General features: G+C 70.6%; 18 protein-coding genes and 1 pseudogene. 10 read left to right on the top strand and 9 right to left on the bottom strand.

What is annotated here, in order from left to right; all coding sequences use genetic code 11:
* A pseudogene (locus tag AC1DMQ_RS25495) lies at nucleotides 1-231 on the top strand (glucuronate isomerase); the annotation flags it as partial.
* Between the two features lie 102 nt (nucleotides 232-333).
* Nucleotides 334-1,428, top strand: a complete 1,095-nt coding sequence (gene rhaT / locus AC1DMQ_RS25490; protein ID WP_477036329.1) for an L-rhamnose/proton symporter RhaT — start codon at nucleotides 334-336, stop codon at nucleotides 1,426-1,428.
* Here the strand turns inward: rhaT and AC1DMQ_RS25485 are convergent.
* The gene (locus tag AC1DMQ_RS25485; protein WP_477036328.1) at nucleotides 1,425-2,210 is read right to left on the bottom strand and encodes an IclR family transcriptional regulator; all 786 of its coding nucleotides are present in this window, start codon (nucleotides 2,208-2,210) and stop codon (nucleotides 1,425-1,427) included. The two genes, rhaT and AC1DMQ_RS25485, sit on opposite strands and share 4 nt — an antisense overlap.
* Nucleotides 2,211-2,402: 192 nt before the next feature.
* Between AC1DMQ_RS25485 and AC1DMQ_RS25480 the strand changes: the two genes are divergently transcribed.
* Complete coding sequence (locus AC1DMQ_RS25480) at nucleotides 2,403-2,597, top strand: hypothetical protein (RefSeq protein ID WP_477036327.1); 195 nt, start codon at nucleotides 2,403-2,405, stop codon at nucleotides 2,595-2,597.
* 2 nt (nucleotides 2,598-2,599) lie between these two features.
* Nucleotides 2,600-2,830, top strand: a complete 231-nt coding sequence (locus AC1DMQ_RS25475) for a hypothetical protein (RefSeq protein ID WP_477036326.1) — start codon at nucleotides 2,600-2,602, stop codon at nucleotides 2,828-2,830.
* Nucleotides 2,831-2,864: 34 nt separating this feature from the next.
* Here the strand turns inward: AC1DMQ_RS25475 and AC1DMQ_RS25470 are convergent, their stop codons facing one another.
* Nucleotides 2,865-3,602, bottom strand: coding sequence for a glutathione S-transferase family protein (locus AC1DMQ_RS25470; RefSeq protein ID WP_477036325.1), 738 nt, complete (start codon nucleotides 3,600-3,602; stop codon nucleotides 2,865-2,867).
* 113 nt (nucleotides 3,603-3,715) lie between these two features.
* On the opposite strand from AC1DMQ_RS25470, the gene AC1DMQ_RS25465 reads away from it, so the two are divergent.
* The gene (locus AC1DMQ_RS25465) at nucleotides 3,716-4,438 is read left to right on the top strand and encodes a helix-turn-helix transcriptional regulator (protein ID WP_477036324.1); all 723 of its coding nucleotides are present in this window, start codon (nucleotides 3,716-3,718) and stop codon (nucleotides 4,436-4,438) included.
* Here the strand turns inward: AC1DMQ_RS25465 and AC1DMQ_RS25460 are convergent.
* The 5 genes from AC1DMQ_RS25460 to AC1DMQ_RS25440 form a co-directional block, all read right to left on the bottom strand.
* Nucleotides 4,435-5,430, bottom strand: a complete 996-nt coding sequence (locus AC1DMQ_RS25460) for an alpha/beta hydrolase (protein WP_477036323.1) — start codon at nucleotides 5,428-5,430, stop codon at nucleotides 4,435-4,437. The genes AC1DMQ_RS25465 and AC1DMQ_RS25460 overlap by 4 nt on opposite strands.
* A gap of 78 nt (nucleotides 5,431-5,508) precedes the next feature.
* On the bottom strand, nucleotides 5,509-6,036 hold the full coding sequence (locus AC1DMQ_RS25455; protein WP_477036322.1) for a hypothetical protein: 528 nt from the start codon (nucleotides 6,034-6,036) through the stop codon (nucleotides 5,509-5,511).
* Between the two features lie 82 nt (nucleotides 6,037-6,118).
* Nucleotides 6,119-6,937, bottom strand: a complete 819-nt coding sequence (locus AC1DMQ_RS25450; RefSeq protein ID WP_477036321.1) for a creatininase family protein — start codon at nucleotides 6,935-6,937, stop codon at nucleotides 6,119-6,121.
* 179 nt (nucleotides 6,938-7,116) lie between these two features.
* On the bottom strand, nucleotides 7,117-7,935 hold the full coding sequence (locus tag AC1DMQ_RS25445; protein ID WP_477036320.1) for a TrmH family RNA methyltransferase: 819 nt from the start codon (nucleotides 7,933-7,935) through the stop codon (nucleotides 7,117-7,119).
* A 76-nt stretch (nucleotides 7,936-8,011) separates the two neighbouring features.
* Entirely contained in the window at nucleotides 8,012-9,283 is a 1,272-nt protein-coding gene (locus tag AC1DMQ_RS25440; RefSeq protein ID WP_477036319.1) for an MFS transporter, read from the bottom strand.
* A gap of 222 nt (nucleotides 9,284-9,505) precedes the next feature.
* On the opposite strand from AC1DMQ_RS25440, the gene AC1DMQ_RS25435 reads away from it, so the two are divergent.
* From AC1DMQ_RS25435 to AC1DMQ_RS25415, 5 genes are read left to right on the top strand one after another with little or no spacing between them, the layout of a single operon-like run.
* A complete protein-coding gene (locus AC1DMQ_RS25435; RefSeq protein ID WP_477036318.1) occupies nucleotides 9,506-10,600 on the top strand; it encodes a LacI family DNA-binding transcriptional regulator in 1,095 nt (364 codons plus the stop codon).
* Nucleotides 10,601-10,639: 39 nt separating this feature from the next.
* On the top strand, nucleotides 10,640-11,002 hold the full coding sequence (locus AC1DMQ_RS25430; RefSeq protein ID WP_477036317.1) for a hypothetical protein: 363 nt from the start codon (nucleotides 10,640-10,642) through the stop codon (nucleotides 11,000-11,002).
* A 51-nt stretch (nucleotides 11,003-11,053) separates the two neighbouring features.
* A complete protein-coding gene (locus AC1DMQ_RS25425; RefSeq protein WP_477036316.1) occupies nucleotides 11,054-12,298 on the top strand; it encodes a TolC family protein in 1,245 nt (414 codons plus the stop codon).
* Complete coding sequence (locus AC1DMQ_RS25420; RefSeq protein ID WP_477036315.1) at nucleotides 12,295-13,461, top strand: efflux RND transporter periplasmic adaptor subunit; 1,167 nt, start codon at nucleotides 12,295-12,297, stop codon at nucleotides 13,459-13,461. The genes AC1DMQ_RS25425 and AC1DMQ_RS25420 overlap by 4 nt, the downstream gene beginning before the upstream one ends.
* Before the next feature lie 2 nt (nucleotides 13,462-13,463).
* Nucleotides 13,464-16,643 (top strand): efflux RND transporter permease subunit, encoded by a 3,180-nt coding sequence (locus AC1DMQ_RS25415; protein ID WP_477036314.1) that lies wholly within the window; start codon nucleotides 13,464-13,466, stop codon nucleotides 16,641-16,643.
* Here AC1DMQ_RS25415 and AC1DMQ_RS25410 read toward each other — a convergent pair.
* Together AC1DMQ_RS25410 and AC1DMQ_RS25405 are read right to left on the bottom strand one after the other, a co-directional pair.
* Nucleotides 16,640-17,083, bottom strand: a complete 444-nt coding sequence (locus tag AC1DMQ_RS25410) for an alpha/beta fold hydrolase (protein ID WP_477036313.1) — start codon at nucleotides 17,081-17,083, stop codon at nucleotides 16,640-16,642. The genes AC1DMQ_RS25415 and AC1DMQ_RS25410 overlap by 4 nt on opposite strands.
* Nucleotides 17,041-17,430 (bottom strand): alpha/beta fold hydrolase, encoded by a 390-nt coding sequence (locus AC1DMQ_RS25405; RefSeq protein WP_477036312.1) that lies wholly within the window; start codon nucleotides 17,428-17,430, stop codon nucleotides 17,041-17,043. The genes AC1DMQ_RS25410 and AC1DMQ_RS25405 overlap by 43 nt, the downstream gene beginning before the upstream one ends.
* Nucleotides 17,431-17,752: the final 322 nt, after the last annotated feature.

Below are 17,752 nucleotides of genomic sequence, written 5' to 3'. Positions count from 1 at the left end.
ACCGTCGGCTTCAACGACGACACCCGCGCCTTCCTGTCGATCCCGGCCCGCCACGACGTGGCCCGCCGCGTCGACAGCGCCTTCCTGGCCCGCATGGTCGCCGAGCACCGCATGGACGAGGTCGAGGCCGCCGAACTGATCGTCGACCTCACCTACACCCTGCCTAAACGCGCCTACAAACTCGACCAGCGACCCCAATGGGCTAAGCCGGTCGTTCCCGCCGCGGCTTGACGCCCAAGCTTCAAACTATAAGATATCATTCCATAATATGAGACTTGAAAAGTCTCGCCAGAAGCCGTCGCGCGGACAGCAAAACCACGAGGGGAAGAAACCATGACGCCCAACCCGTTGCTCGGCGTGCTCTTCCACTGGCTGGGCGGGCTGTCGTCCGCCAGCTTCTATGTGCCCTATCGCGGCGTGCGCCGCTGGTCGTGGGAGATCTTCTGGCTGACCGGCGGCATCTTCTCCTGGCTGCTGGCCCCCTGGCTGTTCGCTTCGATCCAGACCCATGACCTGCTTGGCGTAATGGCCCAGGTCCCGCCCAAGACCGTCGGGCTGTGCGTGATGTTCGGCGTGCTCTGGGGCTTCGGCGGCCTGACCTACGGCCTGACCATGCGGTATCTGGGCCTGTCGCTGGGCATGGCCGTGGTGCTGGGCCTGTGCACGGTGTTCGGCACCCTGGTGCCGCCGATCGTCCGGGGAGAGTTCGGCGAGGCCCTGCTGGGCACGCTGTCGGGGCGGATCATCCTGCTGGGCCTGCTGGTCACCCTGGCCGGCATCGTCGTCGTCGCCTGGGCCGGCGCCAAGAAGGACGCCGACCTGTCGCCCGAGCAGAAGAAGGCCGCCGTCGCCGAGTTCGACTTCAGGAAGGGCATCGCCGTGGCGGTGTTCTCCGGGATCATGTCCGCCTGTTTCGCCTTCGGGCTTTCGGCCGGCGAGCCGATCAAGGCCCTGACGGCGGCGGCCGGCACCGGTCCTCTGTGGACCGGCCTGCCGACCCTGTGCCTGGTGATGTTCGGCGGCCTGATCACCAACGGCCTGTGGTGCGCCTGGCTGATCTTCAAGAACCGCAGCGCCGGCCAGTGGCTGGGCGCGGTCAGCCCGGCCGAGGCGGCTGACAAGCCGGAGACCGCGGCCCTGAAGCGCTCGCCCCTGCTGGCCAACTACCTGCTGTGCGCGGTGGCCGGCACGGCCTGGTACTTCCAATTCTTCTTCTACACGATGGGCGAAAGCCAGATGGGCCGGTTCGGCTTCTCCAGCTGGACCCTGCACATGGCCTCGATCATCATCTTCGGCACGCTGTGGGGCTTCGCCTTCCGCGAATGGAAGGACGCCCGCCCAGGGGTCAAGGCCATGGTCTGGACCGGCGTGGCCCTGCTGGTCGGGGCCACGGTGATCATCGGCTACGGCAACCGGCTGGGCGGCTAGGCCTCCGGGCTCAGCCTCGCGGGGTTGAAGCCCAGGGCCATGCCGATCTCCAAGGCGGCCGCGACCACCTGCGGCATCAGTTCGGCCATCCGCGCCTCGTCCATGTATTGCGGGACGCTGGACAGGCTGATGGCGGCGACGATCGCGCCGCTGGCGTCGCGGATCGGGGCGGCGATGCAGCGGATGCTGTCGCCGCCGTCTTCAAGGTGCAGGGCGTGGCCCGTCCGCCGGGCCGCCTCCATGTCCCGCTGGAAGGCGGCCGCCTCGGGCGCGTCCGGGTCATCGGAAAACAGCGCCGCCCAACGTTCCGCCGGGGCCTCGATCAGCAAGGCGCGGCCCAGGGCCGTGTCGCGGATGCGGTTGCGGTCGCCGACCCGGTGGCGGATTTCCAACCGCCGCCGGCCGGGGATCTGGGCGACGTAGAGCACGTCGTCGCCGGCCGCGGTCCCCAGGTTGGTCGCGTCCTGGGTCTCGGCCGACAGCGCGCTCAGCACCGGTCGCGCCACGTCCGCCAGGCCTAGCCGCTCGCGCGCCTGATGGCCCAGCTGCACCAGCCGGCCGCCCAGCCGATAGTCACGCCCGACCGCCGACAGCAGGCCGCGATCGACCAGGGCGGAGGCCAGGCGATGGGTGGTGCTGCGGGTCAGGCCGACCCGTTCCTCGAACGCCTTGAGACTATGGGCGCCCTCGGCGACGGCCTCGAGGATGTCCAAGGCGCGGTGCAGGGTCTGACTGGCGCGGTCCGCGACGGCGGAGGCTTGAGGCGCGGCTGTATCCGACAAGGGGGCATCCTATCCCGATCACCCCTCTAGATAGCATTGGAACGCCGATTCCAACGATGTCTTGTCGCCGATCAGGCATCGAAATCGTCGAGGATTCGGCGCGCCGCGGCCCGGAACGCGACGAAGAAGCTGGACGCTAGGAACACCCGTCCCGCCGGTTGGTTTTGAAAGGGGCAGACATGGAGGAAACCGATGTCCAAAGCCCCGCCCATTMCGCCGGAACAGCGCGCCTTCAAGGGTCAGAAACCCCAGATCGAGGGCCAAGGCGGCCATGACGATCTGCAGTCGCCCGACCCCGGCAACGCCGATGTGAACCTCAAGGAGCAGGGCCGCCACGGCAACCTGCGCCAGAACACCTCCCACGCCGGCAACGTGCAGGATCGCTGACCATGCCCGACAAGAACCCCGCCGCCGACCGCTGGGGCGGACCCGGCGCCAGCCACGAGAACGCCAAGCAGGCCCGCCCCGACCCCACCGTCAAGGATCCGGACGATCCCGACCGCTACAGTCGCCACAGCAAGGTCTCGGGCGGCGGCGGCGAGTCCGACGTGCACCACGCGCACGACCCGGATCGCAAGGAGGACTTCCAGGCCAACGACGCCCAGAAACGCAAGCACTAGAGGAAACCCTCTCCCCTCGGGGAGAGGGTTTTTCTCAGGCCGCCTGGCACATCGCGTCGACGGCCTGGGGCGCGAACTCCGGATAGTAGCCGGCCATCATCCGCTCGGCGTAGCCCACCAGGTTGGGCAGGGCCTCGGCCCGGCGGCGCAGCGGCGAGTCGAAGAACGGCGTCAGGATCTGGGCCAGCATGGCGAAGACGATGGCGTCGACGCTGGTGGGCCGGTGGCCCATCATGAACGACTTGTTCCCCAGCATCTCCGACAGGGCCGTCAGCGACCACGAGCCCAGTTCCACGATCTCGTCGGGCGAATGGCGGCCCATGCCGACGGACTTGAGGGTGGCCTGCACCGTATCGAGCAGGCCGTCGATCGCGTCCGCCCGCGCCTCGCCCGGCATGCCTTCGAACCAGCGGGCCGGGCCCTTGGCGAAGTTGTCGTCGTCGAAGAACCGGAAGTGGCAGCTGGCCCAGCCCAGGTGGTTCTCGACCATCCGCTCGATCGCCCAGGCCTGGCCGCGCTGGGCCTTGCTGAGGCCGGCGTCCAGGTCGACGCCGTAGCTGCGCTCGATATAGGCGCGGATGAAGGTGGAGTCGGCGACCTTTATCCCGTCGTCGTCGATCCACGGCAGCTGGCCCTTGGGCGAGGTTTCGGGATGGGCCGGGACCTTCTCGTACCAAAGGCCCGCCATCTTCAGGTGGATCTCGGTCTTGGTGACATAGGGGCTGCCTTCGGGGAGACCGTAGGCGGGGCCGGCGGCGTAGAGCGTGATCATGGTGGTCTCTCCCTGCTTGGCCGCCTCTCGGGTCCGTCCCTGTTGCGACATTCGGACGCTACCGCCATCCTGCTGCCAGCATGCTGTCAGCATCGGTCGAGCAGAGTGACGCCATGAGACGCGCCGAACGCCTTTTCCAGATCATCCAGATCCTTCGCCGCAGCCGGCAGCCGGTCACGGCCGACGCCATGGCGGTGGAGCTGGAGACCTCCAAACGCAGCGTTTATCGCGACATCGCCGCCTTGATCGGCCAGAGGGCGCCCATCCGCGGCGAGGCGGGCGTCGGCTATGTGCTGGAGGCCGGATACGACATGCCGCCCCTGATGCTGACACCCGACGAGATCGAGGCCGCCGTGCTGGGGGCCCAGTGGGTCGCCGGACGCGGCGATCCGGTGCTCGCCACCGCCGCCAACGACCTGATCGCCAAGATCGCCGCCGCCGTGCCCGAGCAGTTGCGGCCCTACGTGCTGGCTCCCGCCACGGGGACCGGCACGAACTGGAAGGCCCTGCCCGACGGCATCGACATCGCCCAGACCCGGGCCTGGATCCACGCCGGCCGCAAGATCCGCCTGGACTATCGCGACGAGAAGGGCGCGGTCAGCCAGCGCGTCGTCTGGCCGGTGACGGTGGGCTATCTGGAGACCGTGCGCCTGCTGATCGCCTGGTGCGAGTTGCGCAACGACTTCCGCAACTTCCGCACCGACCGGATCGAAGGGGCCGAGTTCCTCGACGAACGGCATGGCCAGCGGCCGGGAGTGTTGCGGACGCGATGGCAGCGGGCGCTGGAGGAAGAGCGCAAGCGCTGGGCGGCCAAGGGCGAGGGCTGCGGGCCCTAGACCCCGTGCCGCTTTGCGAAGGTTTCGAACAGCGAGGGCCAGGCGGCGACCGGCTTGCCGACGATCCCGCGCAGGCCAAAGCCGTGGCCGCCCTCCTCGAAGATGTGCATCTCGGCGGGGATCGCCTTGGCCTTCAGCGCGGTGAACATCATCAGGCTGTTGGCGACCGGCACGGTCTTGTCGTCGGCGGCGTGGACCAGGAAAACCGGCGGGACTCGGTCCGTGACGTTCTGCTCCGGCGAATAGAGCGCGATCTGCTCGGGGGTCGGCGTCGGACCCAGCAACTGCTTGCGCGAACCGCCGTGGACCGGTCCGTCGATCATCGTCACCACGGGATACATCAGGCACGACAGGTCGGGCCGGGCCGACAGGTCGTCGGCGGCGTCGACCCGCTCGTAGACCTTGGCGTCGAAGCGGGTGGTCAGGCTGGCGGCCAGGTGCCCGCCGGCCGAGAAACCCATGATCGAAACCCGCGCGGGGTCGAATTTGATCGCCGCCGCCTTCGAACGGACCAGGCGCACCGCGCGCTGGGCGTCCTGCAGCGGCGCGTCGGGACCGGCGCCCCAGCCGTCGCCGGGCAGGCGGTAGAGCAGGACGAAACAGGTGTAGCCGCGATCGGCCAGCCAGCGGGCGGTCTCGAAGCCTTCCTTGTCGCTGACCACGCGCTCGTAGCCGCCGCCGGGCATCAGCACCACCGCCGCGCCGTTGGCCTGGGCGGTAGGACGGAAGACGGTCAGGGTCGGCTTGCGGGTATGGGTGGTGGCGCGGTCGCGCAGGCCGCCGGCGACGGTGCGGTCGAGCACGGTCTCGACGGCGGTGACGCCGGCCGAACCGGGCGGGTCGCCGGGCCACAGGGGCAGGACTTCGGTCGGATCCATCGGGGCCTTCGCGGCTGTGGCGGCTTGGTCCGGCTTGGCCTGGGCGGCGCCCGCCAGCAGCGATGTCAGCAGGCCGCCCGTCAAGGTGGCCAGGGTTCCCCGGCGATTGAACATGCGACCTCCCTAAGCGACGCGAAGGGACCCTAGGGCGGGGCTTGGACGACGGCAAGTCACCGGTGTCATAACCCCACGTCAGGCGGCCCGCGGCTTGTCGACATTGGAATCATAGTCGCCCTTGGCGATCTTCTTTCGAGCCTCGCGGAAGCACCATTCCGGCGAGGGCGGCGCGGCTGTACGGACCGCGTCCATGCGATCCATCAGCCCCTCGAACTCGGCCTGGAACGCCTCGAACGGCTCCAGGGATTTGACGTTGGCCGCCTGTCGGAAGCGGTCGCGCAGATTGGTGAATTCGGTAGCCGACCGACCGATGCTGGTCAGGTGCATGTCCAGGTTCAGCGCCTTGAAGATGGCGGGAAAGAAACCGGCCAGCACGCTGCAGAACGCCGCGCCGATCTTGCCGGCCTCACCCGCGTTCTGGCCGAGGATTTGGGAGCCCGCGAACCCGCCGAGGATGATCGGAGCGATGAGGAAGGTCGCGCGCCAGAAGCGTGCGTGCTTCTGCCAGATGTAGAGCGCGGCGGCCGTGTGCCGGCAGGCGTCGTACTGGCGCTGGCATTCCTTGACGAGATGAACGGTGCGTGGGTCGCTGCTGGTGCGCATTTCGCGACGCCCCTCCTGATTTCGCCGATGGGCTGCAGCGAGGTAACACTCCAACACGCCCGGTTGCCGCAACGGTCGAGGATCAACCCCGGCGTAGCGCGCCGAGCACCGCGTCGCCGATGCGCCGGGTGCGATACTCGGCGATCGCCTTGCCGACCTTCGCGCTGGCCGTGCTCGTGGGAAAGCCGCCGATGCCGCTGGGATTGAGCGCGCGATCGCCAGCCTCGCCCGCCTTCAGGAAGGGCAAGGACGGCGACTGGGGCAGGTTGGCGTATCCATCGCCTACTTGGTCAGGTCGATAGTGCAGCATCAGGCTGGTTTCCCAGCCGTCGGCGTGCGTCGTGAACGCGGGCTCGGCTCCTCCCAGCAGATCCTTCAGCATCGGGAAGTTCAGCCCGTCGACGATAGGCAGGATGCTGTCGCTGGCCGGCAGATCCAGTCTCGCCAATCGCTCGCTGTCGACGAGCGCGTGGGCGTCCAAGCCGCTGATCTCGCGGCTGGCCAGGACCGCCGCCTTGGCCATGGCGGTCAGATGCCTGCCGCCGAGGTGGCCGCTGTAGAGGAACACCTGCTTGAAGCCGTTCACGTTCAGCGAACGCAACAGATCGACATAGAGCGAGATGAAGGTCGCGGAACTTACCGTCAGGCTGCCCGGATAGATGTAGGTGCCGTCGCGCCGGTCGTCGCCGGCCTCGTTCGTGATGCCGATGTTGAGGCATGGCCCGATGATGCTTTGGAAGCCGTGGCCCGAGAGATAGGCTTGAACATCACCCAGCTGGTCGATGGCGCCCAACGCATCCGCCCCCAACGGCAGATGGGGACCGTGCGCCTCGATGGCGCCCACGGGCAGCAGCCCGATGTCGGTCTTCGCGATCGCCGCCTCGAACTCGGGGAAGGTCATATCGAGCATCGTGCGGACAGGCGCCTTGCCGGGGGCTCGCGAACGCGCCGTCGCGGCTCCCCCAAAGAGCGCCCCCATCGCCGGCGCGCCGCCCAAGAGTCCAATCGCCGTCCTACGCCGCATCGCCATACTCCGCACGGAAGCATCCAGAGGCTAGCACGGCCCGTTGGAAACACGCGCTAGGATTGTGCGAACCGCAGGTGGTGCAGCACGATCCCGCTGGTGGTGGCCACGTTCAGCGAGTCGAAGCCGCCCGCCATCGGGATGCCGACGGTCCGCACCCGATCCATGACGGCTTGGGACAGTCCCGGCCCCTCCGCCCCCAGCAGCACGGCCGCGCGAGGCGGCGGATCCAGCCGCGCGAGGATTTCGCCGGCGGCGGGGCTCAGCGCCAAGCCCTGGAAGCCGTGACGCTCCAGCAGGCCGACCACGTCCTCGCCCGGCGCCAGCCCGGCGGTCGGCACGCTGAGCGTGGCGCCGATCGAGACGCGGATGGCCTTGCGGTAGAAGGGGTCGCAGCAGTCGCCGTCCAGGATCACGCCGTCGACGCCGAACGCCGCGGCGTTGCGGAAGATGCCGCCCAGATTGTCGTGATTGGCGATGCCCATCAGCACCAGCACCACCGCGCGCTCGCCGGCCTTTTCGGTGACTTGGGCGAGCAGCGCCTCGGCCGACAGCGGCTCGGGTTTCGCGCCCACGGCCAAGACGCCGCGATGCAGGTGGAAGCCGGCGATGGCGTCCAGCACGGCCTGGCCCGCCACGTACACCGGGACGCCCGGCGGCAGCCCCACCAGCGCCTCGCCCAGCTTGTCGATCCGCTTGCCGTCCAGCAGCAGCGACTGGACGCGCTCGGGCGCGTCGCGGACGAAGGACCGCAGCACCGTCTCGCCCTCGGCGATGAACAGCCCCTGGCGGCCGACCAGGTCGCGCTCCTTGATGTCGCGATAGGCCGCGACGCGCGGGTCGTTGGGATCGTCGATGGGGATCAGGTCGGGCACGGGACCTCGGGCGAGCGTTTTCAAGCGAAGTGGCCGCCGGTTCGCGCGAAGAAAACGCGCAGACCAAAAAGGCGGCTTACCGCACGCCCCGTATCGGAAGGATGGCCAGACCGCCAGCCGCCGCCAGTCCAGCGGCCACCAGATAGAGGGCGTGATAGTTCACATGGGCCGGCCCCAGCACCCACATCGCCAGGATCGGCGCCATGGCCTGGGGCAAGGTGTTGGCCAGGTTGATCACCCCCAGGTCCTTGCCGGCGTCCTTCTGCGAGGGCAGCACCTGGCTGACCAGGGCGATGTCGACGGCGTAGTAGCAGCCGACCGCGCAGCCGAAGATCACGAAGCCGGCCATCACCACCGGCCAGCTCGGCACCAGCGAGAACACGAGCATCGCGCCCGCCAGGACCAGGGCCGCGCCCGCCGCGAACAGCTTGCGGCGCTTGAGGCGGTCGGAAAGCATCCCGCCCAGCATGCCGCAGGCGACGTTGGCGCAGGTGGCGATGGTGGTCAGCAAGGCCATGCCCTGCTCGGCGCGGCGGCCCGGGAACAGGTTCGAATAGTGCAGCGCGTCCTGCAGGTAGAACAGCATGTAGCACTGGGTCAGGGTGATCGCGACCAGCACCATGAACCGGCTGACCCAGGCCAGGGCGAAGTCGGGATGGGCCCGCGGATCGATCCAGAATCCCGCCAGGAAGTCGCGCCAGTTGAACGGCGGCCGCTCGCCGCGCGGCAGCGGCGGGTCGTTCAGGGCCAGGGCGAACGGGGCGATCGCCACCAGCAGCACCAGGCCGATGGCCAAGTAGCGCGACGCCTCGCTGACCAGCAGGCCGCCCACCAGGATCACCCCGGCCATGGCCCCGATCGGATGGCCCAGGCTGAGGAAGGCGGCCACCCTGCCCTTCTGGTCGTCGGGCACGCGGTCGGGCAGCACCGCCAGAAGGGCCGAGAACAGCACGTTGAAGGCCAGCTGGAAGCAAACGATCCCGGCCATCAGCTGGATCGTGCTTTGGGCCATCATGATCAGGAAATACGAAGCGACCGTGCTCAGCGCGCCGGCCACCATCCAGGGCCGCCGGCGTCCGAAGCGCGAGGTCGTCCGGTCGCTGATCGCGCCGGCCAGCAGGTTGGCGACGCTGGCGGTGGCCGCGCCGAGAATGGCGACCAGGCTCAGCACCACGGCCTTGTTCGCCGAATCGATGCCTTCGGCCTTCAGGGGCAACAGCACCTGGAACAGCGGCATGAAACTGACATAGGCCCCGATCTGGGCCAGGGTGAAGGCGGCGATGAAGCTGGGCTTCACGGGAACGGTCGGCCTTGCCCTGTCGATTCCAATCGCCTCCGCCGTCGTCATCACGCCTCCCCGCACACACGGTCTTCGCCGCGATTGGCTGGGACACTGGCCTTCCACGTCGGGGTACACAAGCCGCGAGAGGCGACAAAGCCCACATCCGGGCCTGTGACCGCGCTTTTTTGAAACGGGAGCGTCGCCTTATACCGCGCAGTTGCTCTAGGCTGCCCGGATGAAGATGAGTCCAAGCAAACAGGACCTCCGTAGCGGGAATTGGGCGGGCTGATGGCGTCGGTGACGATCTATGACGTTGCGGCGCGCGCCGACGTGTCGATCAAGACCGTCTCCCGCGTGATGAACAACGAGCCGAACGTGCGGCCGCAGATGCGCGAGCGCGTGCTGGAGGCGGCCGGGGCTCTTGGCTATGCGCCGAACCTGTCGGCCCGCAGCCTGGCCGGCTCGCGTTCGTTCGTGATCGCCGTCTTCGTCGACGCCTCCCTGACCCTGGACCACTGGCGCAGCGAGCGCGGTTCGGACTACCTGCAACGCATCCAGCTGGGCGCGACCGTCGAGACCCGGGCCGCCGGCTATCACCTGCTGGTCGAGCTGATCGACCATGACGGCCCGCGCGTGCGCCAGGAGGTCGGCGCCCTGCTGGCCGCCCTCAAGCCCGACGGCGTGATCCTGACCCCGCCCTCGTGCGACAACGAGGTGGTGCTGGAGCTGCTGGACAAGGCCGGCACGCCCTATGTTCGGCTGGGCCCGGAAAAGCCCGAGGGCCTGGGTCCGCGCGTGCACATGGACGACGTCGCCGCCGCCCGCGAGATGACCGACCACCTGATCGGGCTGGGCCACACCCGGATCGGCTTCATCGCCGGCGACCAGCGCTACGGCGCCAGCCAGGCGCGCCGCGAAGGCTACATGGCGGCGATGAAGGCGCGCAAACTGAAGGTCGACAAGGCCTGGGTTCGCCAGGGCGACTTCACCTTCGAGTCCGGACACAAGGCAGCGATCGACCTGCTGGCCCTGCCCGAGCGGCCGACGGCGATCTTCGCGTCCAACGACGACATGGCCCTGGGCGCCCTGGCGGCGGCGGCCGAGGCCGACCTTTCCGTCCCCGGCGATATCTCCGTCGCCGGCTTCGACGACAGCCCCGTCTCGCGCCTCAGCCGTCCCCAGCTGACCACGATCCGCCAGCCGCTGGTCGAGATGTCGACCCTGGCGACCAAGATGCTGGTCAACGGCGGAGCCCGCAATTCGGAAGCCGGTCAGCGACCGCGCGACGAACTGCTGCCCTTCACCCTGATCCACCGGGCCTCGACGGCGCCGCCGAAGGGCTGGATCCCGCCCACGGGCCCGCCCGGCGCTGTAATCATGTAACGCGTTCTCTTGCCGCGATCGGGAAGCTATAGAACGGCCATGCGTCGAGCGATGACATGGTGGTGGAACCTGGGCGGCCTGATGGCCGCCTGCGTGCTGGCGCTGCTCGTCCTCGCGCCCACGGTCGGCATGGCGACCTGCCTGTGCGAGGCCGAGGCTCCCGTCGTCGAGACGAGCGCCGCCGCCGTCCAGGCCGTCCAGGGCGACTCTCGGGATCACGGCGCGCCTTGCGAGGCCGCGTGCTGCGTGAGCGGCCACTGCCATCACGGCGGGGCCATGCTCGACACGCCCGTCGCGCCGGTTCCCGCCCCGGCTCCCGTCACCTCCGAGCACGCGACGGCGTCGGCCCACGCGCTGGCCTCGCGCACCCTCTCCGGCCCCGACCGACCGCCTCGCGCCTGACGGCCCGCGCGCATCCCGCGCGCCGTCGTCCATCCTTCGCGAGGAATTTCCATGTCATCGAACCGATGGCCGCTGCGCGCGGCCTTGGCCTGCGCCGCTTCCGGCCTGCTCTGCACGTCCGTCACGGCCCAGACCGCGCCGACCTTCCAGGCCCTGTTGAAACAGGCCCAGGCCTCCGCGCCGCGCCTGGCGCTCGGGGCCGCCGAGGCGCGCGTGGCCGAGGGCCAGGCCGTGCAGGCCGCCGCCCGCCCCAACCCGACCCTTGGCCTGATGGTCGAGAACGCCGCCGGATCGGGTCCCTACAAGGACTTCGACGGCGCCGAGACCACCCTGTCGATCGAGCAGCCGCTGGAGCTGGGCGGCAAGCGCGCCGCGCGGACCTCGGCGGCCCGGGCCGATCTCGCCGCCGCCCAGGCGCGCGCCGCCTTGGGGCAGGTGGATTTCGCCCGCGACCTGGCCCTCGCCTACGCCAACGCCGAGGCCGCCCAGCAACGCCTCGCCATCGCCAGGGACAGCGTTGACCTGGCCCAGGCCGACGCCCGGGCCGCCCGCCTGCTGGTCGACAACGGCAAGGAGGCCCAGGTGCGGGCCGTCCAGGCCGACGCCGGACTGGCCACGGCGCGCGCCGACCTGGCCGCCGCCCAGGCCGAGGCCGAGACAGCCCTGGCTCGCCTGAGCGCGCTGACCGGCTCCCCCGAGACCTACACCGCCGTCACCGGCGGCCTGCTGGACGCCGCCCCGGCGACGCCGCCGACAGGGCCGGCCTTCAGCCCGGCCATCGCCGCCGCCCGCGCCGAGCGCGACGCCGCCGAGCGTCGCATCGCCGTGGAGCGCGCCCGCAGCGTTCCAGACCTCGCCGTCAGCTTCGGGGTCCGCCAGTTCCAGAGCGACGATTCCACGGCGGCCGTCTTCGGGATTTCCGCGCCCTTGCCGCTGTTCGACCGCAACCGGGGCGCGGTCGCCGCCGCCACGGCCAGCGCCCAGGCCGCTCAGGCCCGGCTGGCCATCGCTCAGGCCGAACAGGACGGCGACCAACGCGCCGCCACAGCCCAGGTCGCCGCCGCTGGTCAGACGCTGGAAGCCTCCCGCCAAGCGGAAAGCGCGGCGTCCGAGGCCTATCGCCTGGCCCGGATCGGCTACGACGCCGGCCGCCTTCTGCTGTCCGAACTGCTGGCCGCCCGCCGCGACCTGATCGCCGCACGTGGCCGGGCCGTCGACACCAAGCTGGCGCGCGTCAAGGCGCTCGCCGACCTCGCCCGCGCCCAGGGCGCCCTTCCCTTCGGAGATCAGCCGTGATCGCTCGTCGCTATATCATCGCCTCGGTGGTCGCCCTGATCGCCGCCGCCGGCCTCGGCTACGGCGTCGCCCAGCTCGTCGAAGGCCGCTCCGCCCCCGCCGCCCATGAAGAGGAAGGCGGCCAGCACGAAGAGCACGGCGCGACCGACCTCGTACCTCTGAAGCTCGCCGACGCGTCGGCGGCCGGCGTATCGGTCGTCACGCCGGGACGCGGGGGCGGCGCGGACATCCTGCTCCCGGGGCGCGTGGCCCTGGCCGCCAACGCCCTGGCCGCCCTCGGCGCGCCGGTGTCGGGCACGGTGGAGCGCGTTCACGTCTCGGCCGGCGCGAACGTCGCCGCCGGATCGCCCATCGCCACCTTGCGCAGCGCCGACGCCGCTTCCGGTCGCGCGAGCCTCGACGCCGCCGGGGCCGGCGTCAGGGCCGCCCAGGCCGCCGCCGGCCGGGACCGTCGCCTGTTCGACGCCGGCGTCGTCGCCCGCCAGGACTGGGAAGCCAGCCAGGCCGCCGCCGAGAAGGCCCAGGCCGACTATCGCGCCGCCCAGGCCCAGGTCCGCGCCATGGGCGGTCCGGGCGCCAACGGCGTCACGGTCCTGCGCAGCCCGATCAAGGGGGTGGTGACGCGGATCGAGACCCAGGTCGGCGGCTTCCTGACCCAGGGCGCGCTCGTCGCCGAGGTCGCCGACCAGAGCCGCGCCGAATACGTCTTCGACGCCCCGGCAGCCGCCGCCGGCTCCATCCGGCTCGGCCAGGTGGTCCACGTCCAGACCCCCGACGGCCAGGAGGCCCCGGCCACCATCAGCGCCGTGGCGCCCGGCGCGTCCGGGGGCAACACCGCCACCGTCCGAGCCACACCGTCGGGCAGGACCGCGCCGGTCGGGTCCGTCGTCTCGGCGCGGGTGATGACGGGAGCCAGTGACAGTTTGGATGGGGGCGGCGCGATCATCGTGCCCAGCGAGGCCGTCCAGACCGTCGGAGGCCGTCCGGTCGTATTCGTGGTCGAGGCCGCCGGCTTCCGCGCCAAGCCGGTGACGCCCGGCCGGGTCGCCGCCGGTTCCACCGAGATCCTGAGGGGCCTGACCGGAACCGAACGCATCGCCGGCAAGGGCGCCTTCCTGCTCAAGGCCGAACTCGGCAAGGGCGAAGCGGGACACGAGGACTGACCATGCTGAACCGCCTGATCGACCTCTCCGTCCGCTTCCGCTGGATCGTCGCCCTGCTGGCCGTGGCCCTGCTCGCCTATGGCGGCGCGCAGCTCGCCGGCCTGCCCATCGACGCGGTCCCCGACATCACCAACCGCCAGGTGCAGATCAACACCATCGCGCCCGCCCTCGGTCCGGAAGAGGTCGAGCGCCAGGTCACCTTCCCGGTCGAGACCGCCCTGGCCGGCATCCCCGGCCTGGTCGAGACCCGCTCGCTGTCGCGTCACGGCTTCTCGCAGATCACCGCCGTCTTCACCGACGCCACCGACCTCTATGGGGCTAGAAGTCTGATCAACGAGCGCCTCCAGGCCGCCCGCGCCACCCTGCCCGAAGGCCTGGAGCCCAGCATGGGGCCGCCGGTCACGGGCCTGGGCGAGGTCTATATCTGGACCGTCGAGCTGTCGGGTCCGGCGGCGCGGCCCGGCGCGGCCTATGTCACCCCCGAGGGCGACCGCCTGACCACCGACATCGAGAAGGCCACCTATCTGCGCACGGTCCAGGACTGGATCGTGGCGCCGCAGTTGAAGACGCTGAAGGGCGTCGCAGGCGTCGATGTGCTCGGCGGCTATGTGAAGCAGTATGTGGTCCAGCCCGACCCGGCCAAGCTGTCGGCCTTCGGCATCAGCCTGCCGCAGTTGATCGACGCCCTGGAGCACGCCAACCGCGTCGAGGGCGCGGGCTACGTCCAGCGCGGCGGCGAGGCCTACATCGTCCGCGCCGACGCCCGGGTGAAGACCCTGGGCGAACTGGCCGAGACTCCCGTGGGGCGGCGCGGCTCGGCGGTGATCCGTGTCTCCGACGTCGCCACCGTCGTCGTCGGCCAGGCCCCGCGCCTGGGCTCGGCCAGCGAGGCCGGGCGCGAGGTCGTGATCGGCACCGCCCTGATGCTGGCCGGCGAGAACAGCCGCACCGTCGCCGCGCGCGTGGGCGAACGCCTCAAGGACATCCAGGCCAGCCTGCCGGCCGGCGTGGTGGTCAAGCCGGTGCTGGACCGCACCGACCTGGTCGACGCCACCATCCGCACCGTCGAACACAACCTGGCCTTCGGCGCGCTGCTGGTCGTCGCCGTGCTGTTCGTGGCCCTGGGCAACATCCGCGCGGCGATCATCACCGCTTTAGTCATTCCCCTGTCGTTCCTGTTCGCCGCCATCGCCATGCGGCGGTTCGGGATCAGCGGCAACCTGATGAGCCTGGGGGCGCTGGACTTCGGCCTGATCGTCGACGGCGCGGTGGTGGTGATCGAGAACACCCTGGGCCGCCTGGCGCTGCGCCGGAGCGAACTGGGTCGGTCGCTGGACGCCCGAGAGCGGATCGCGATCGCCGCCTCCTCGGCCCGCGAGATGGCGCGCCCCGCCGCCTTCGGCCAGGCGATCATCCTGATGGTCTACGCCCCGCTGCTGGCCTTCGAGGGCGTCGAGGGCAAGATGTTCGGCCCCATGGCGGCGACCGTGATGTTCGCCCTGGCCGGAGCCTTCCTGCTGTCCCTGACCTTCGTGCCGGCCATGGCCGCCCTGCTGATCGGCGAACCCAAGGGCCATGGCGAGACCCGGGTCATGACCGCCGCCAAGGCGCGGTTCGAGCCGACCCTGCGCCGCCTCGTCGCCCGCCCGGTCGCGGTGGCGGCGGGGGCCGGCCTGGCGCTGCTGATCGGCGTCGCCGCGTTCCTCAGCCTGGGCCGCGAGTTCATCCCGACGCTCGACGAGGGCGACCTGATGGTCCAGGCCTCGCGCGTGCCGTCGATCTCGCTGGAGCAGAGCCAAGCCATGCAGTTCCGGGTCGAGAAGACCCTGGCCGCCATGCCCGAGGTCGCCCTGGTGTTCACCCGCACCGGCACCGCCGAGATCGCCTCCGACCCGATGCCGCCCAGCGCCTCGGACACCTTCGTCATCCTCAAGCCGCGCAAGGACTGGCCCGATCCGCGTCTGCCCAAGGCGCGGCTGGTCGAACGCATGGAGGACGCGTTGGCCGCGCACCTGGGCAACGCCTACGAGTTCACCCAGCCCATCCAGATGCGGTTCAACGAGCTGATCGCCGGCGTTCGATCCGACGTCGCCGTCAGCGTCTATGGCGACGACTTCGCGGTCATGGACCAGACCGCCCAGCAGGTCGCCAAGGCGCTGCGCGGGGTACGGGGCGCGGCCGACGTGAAGGTCGAGCAGGTCTCCGGCCAGCCGACCATCACGGCCACGGTGGACCGCACGGCCGCGGCCGCCCTGGGCGTCCACGCCAGCGACGCGGCCGACGCCCTGGCTATCGGCCTCGGCGGCCGCGAGGCGGGACACATCCTCGAAGGCGACCGGCGCTTCGACGTCGTCGTCCGCCTGGACGAACAACGCCGCAACGATCCGGCCGTCATGGGCCAGCTGCCGGTCATGCCGGAGGGCGCGCCGCCCGGCACGGCGGCGATCCCGCTGTCGACCCTGGCGCGCTTCGACGCCGCCGAAGGCCCCAACCAGATCAGCCGCGAGAACGGCAAGCGCCGCATCGTGGTCCAGGCCAATGTCCGAGGGCGCGACCTGGGCGGCTTCGTCGCCGACGCCAAGACCGCCGTGCGGAACGAGGTTCCCCTCCCCGCCGGCTCGTGGCTCGACTGGGGCGGCCAGTTCGAGAACCTGGAGCGGGCCTCGGCGCGCCTGGCGGTGATCGTGCCGGTCGTCTTCCTGGTGATCGTGATCCTGCTCTACTTCGCCCTCGCCTCGGCGGCGGAGGCCGCCCTGGTCTTCGCCTGCGTGCCCCTGGCCCTGGTCGGCGGCGCGGCGGCCCTGGCCCTGCGCGGCATACCGTTCTCGATCTCGGCCGCCGTCGGCTTCATCGCGGTCTCAGGCGTCGCGACGCTGAACGGCCTTGTGCTGATGCAGAGCATCAAGCAGCAGATGGCCGCGGGGCTCGGACCGGTCGAAGCGGTGGTCACGGGCACGGTCAGCCGCCTTCGGGCGGTGCTGACCACGGCGCTGGTCGCCATGCTCGGCTTCCTGCCCATGGCGCTCGCCATCGGCCCGGGGGCGGAGGTGCAGAAGCCCCTGGCCACCGTGGTCATCGGCGGCCTGCTGACCTCCACCGCCCTGACCCTGCTGGCCCTGCCGGTGTTCGCGGCCTGGCTGGCGGCGCGGGGCTGGATGCGGGAGCCTGTCGCGGACGGCTAGCCGGCCGCGACGTCCAGGACGGCCTGGGCGAAGGCCTGGGGCGCTTCCTGGGGAAGGTTGTGGCCTATGCCCCCCGTCAGGGTCCGGTGCTGGTATTTCCCGGTAAAGCGCTGGGCATAGGTCTTGGAGTCGGCGTGCGGGGCGCCGTTGGCGTCGCCTTCCAGAGTGATGGTCGGCACGGAGATGCTCGGCGCGGCGGCCAGGGCGCGTTCCAGGGCGTCGTACTTGGCCTCGCCCGCGGCCAGGCCCAGCCGCCACCGATAATTGTGGATCACCACGGCGACGTGATCCGGATTGTCGAACGCCCCGGCGCTGCGGACGAAGGTCTCGTGGGTGAACTTCCATTGAGGCGAGGCCGTGCGCCAGATCAGCTCGCAAAACGCCCGCGTGTTGACGGCTAGCCGGCGGCGCCGCGATCGGTGGCGAAATAGAACTGGCACCACCAGGCCAGCTCCGCCGGCGGGGGCAAAGGCGCCTTGTTGGCCTGGGGGCTGCCGATCAGGTAGCCGCTGACCGAGACCAGCCCCTTGACCCTGCGTGGCCAGAGCGCGGCGAGGATGCAGGCCGTGCGCGCGCCCCAGTCGAAGGCGCCGATCACCGCGCTTTCGATCTTCAGCGCGTCCATCAGGGCGATGACGTCCGGCGCCACGACCGACTGCATCCCCGTGGCGGCGGCCGCCAGGTTCGGCAGGGCCGCGACGCCAAGCGCGGCGGCGGTCAGGAATTCGCGGCGGGAAGGCGACTGTTGTGCATGGCGACTCTCGGAGCGGATACGGACGAGGACCATTCCCGGGAGCGGCCCGCAAATCCACTGCGTTTCCGCGCGTTGGCGGGATTGTGCAAGAACCGCGCAGCGCGGCGGCGCCTCGATCCCTCTCGAAGCCCGCGGTTCCGCTTGTCCTTCCGCCCGGCGATGCGCCGGGCGGAAGGATCGCGTCAGGACGCCATGGCCAGATTGCGGGCCAGATTGCGGGTGGGGGACGTGGCTGTCTGGTCGGCGGCGCCGAGGACGGCCGAGGCCTGGGCCGCGTCGCGGTTCCAGATCGCCGCCGAGCCGCCGGCCTGGCCGCCGAACCCGGCCATGGCCTGGCGCAGCAGCATCTGCTGCT

The organism is Caulobacter sp. 05L422, assembly GCF_056397765.1.
The sequence above is the reverse complement of the archived record's forward strand: the minus strand, read 5'-3'. Positions and strand labels throughout refer to the sequence as shown.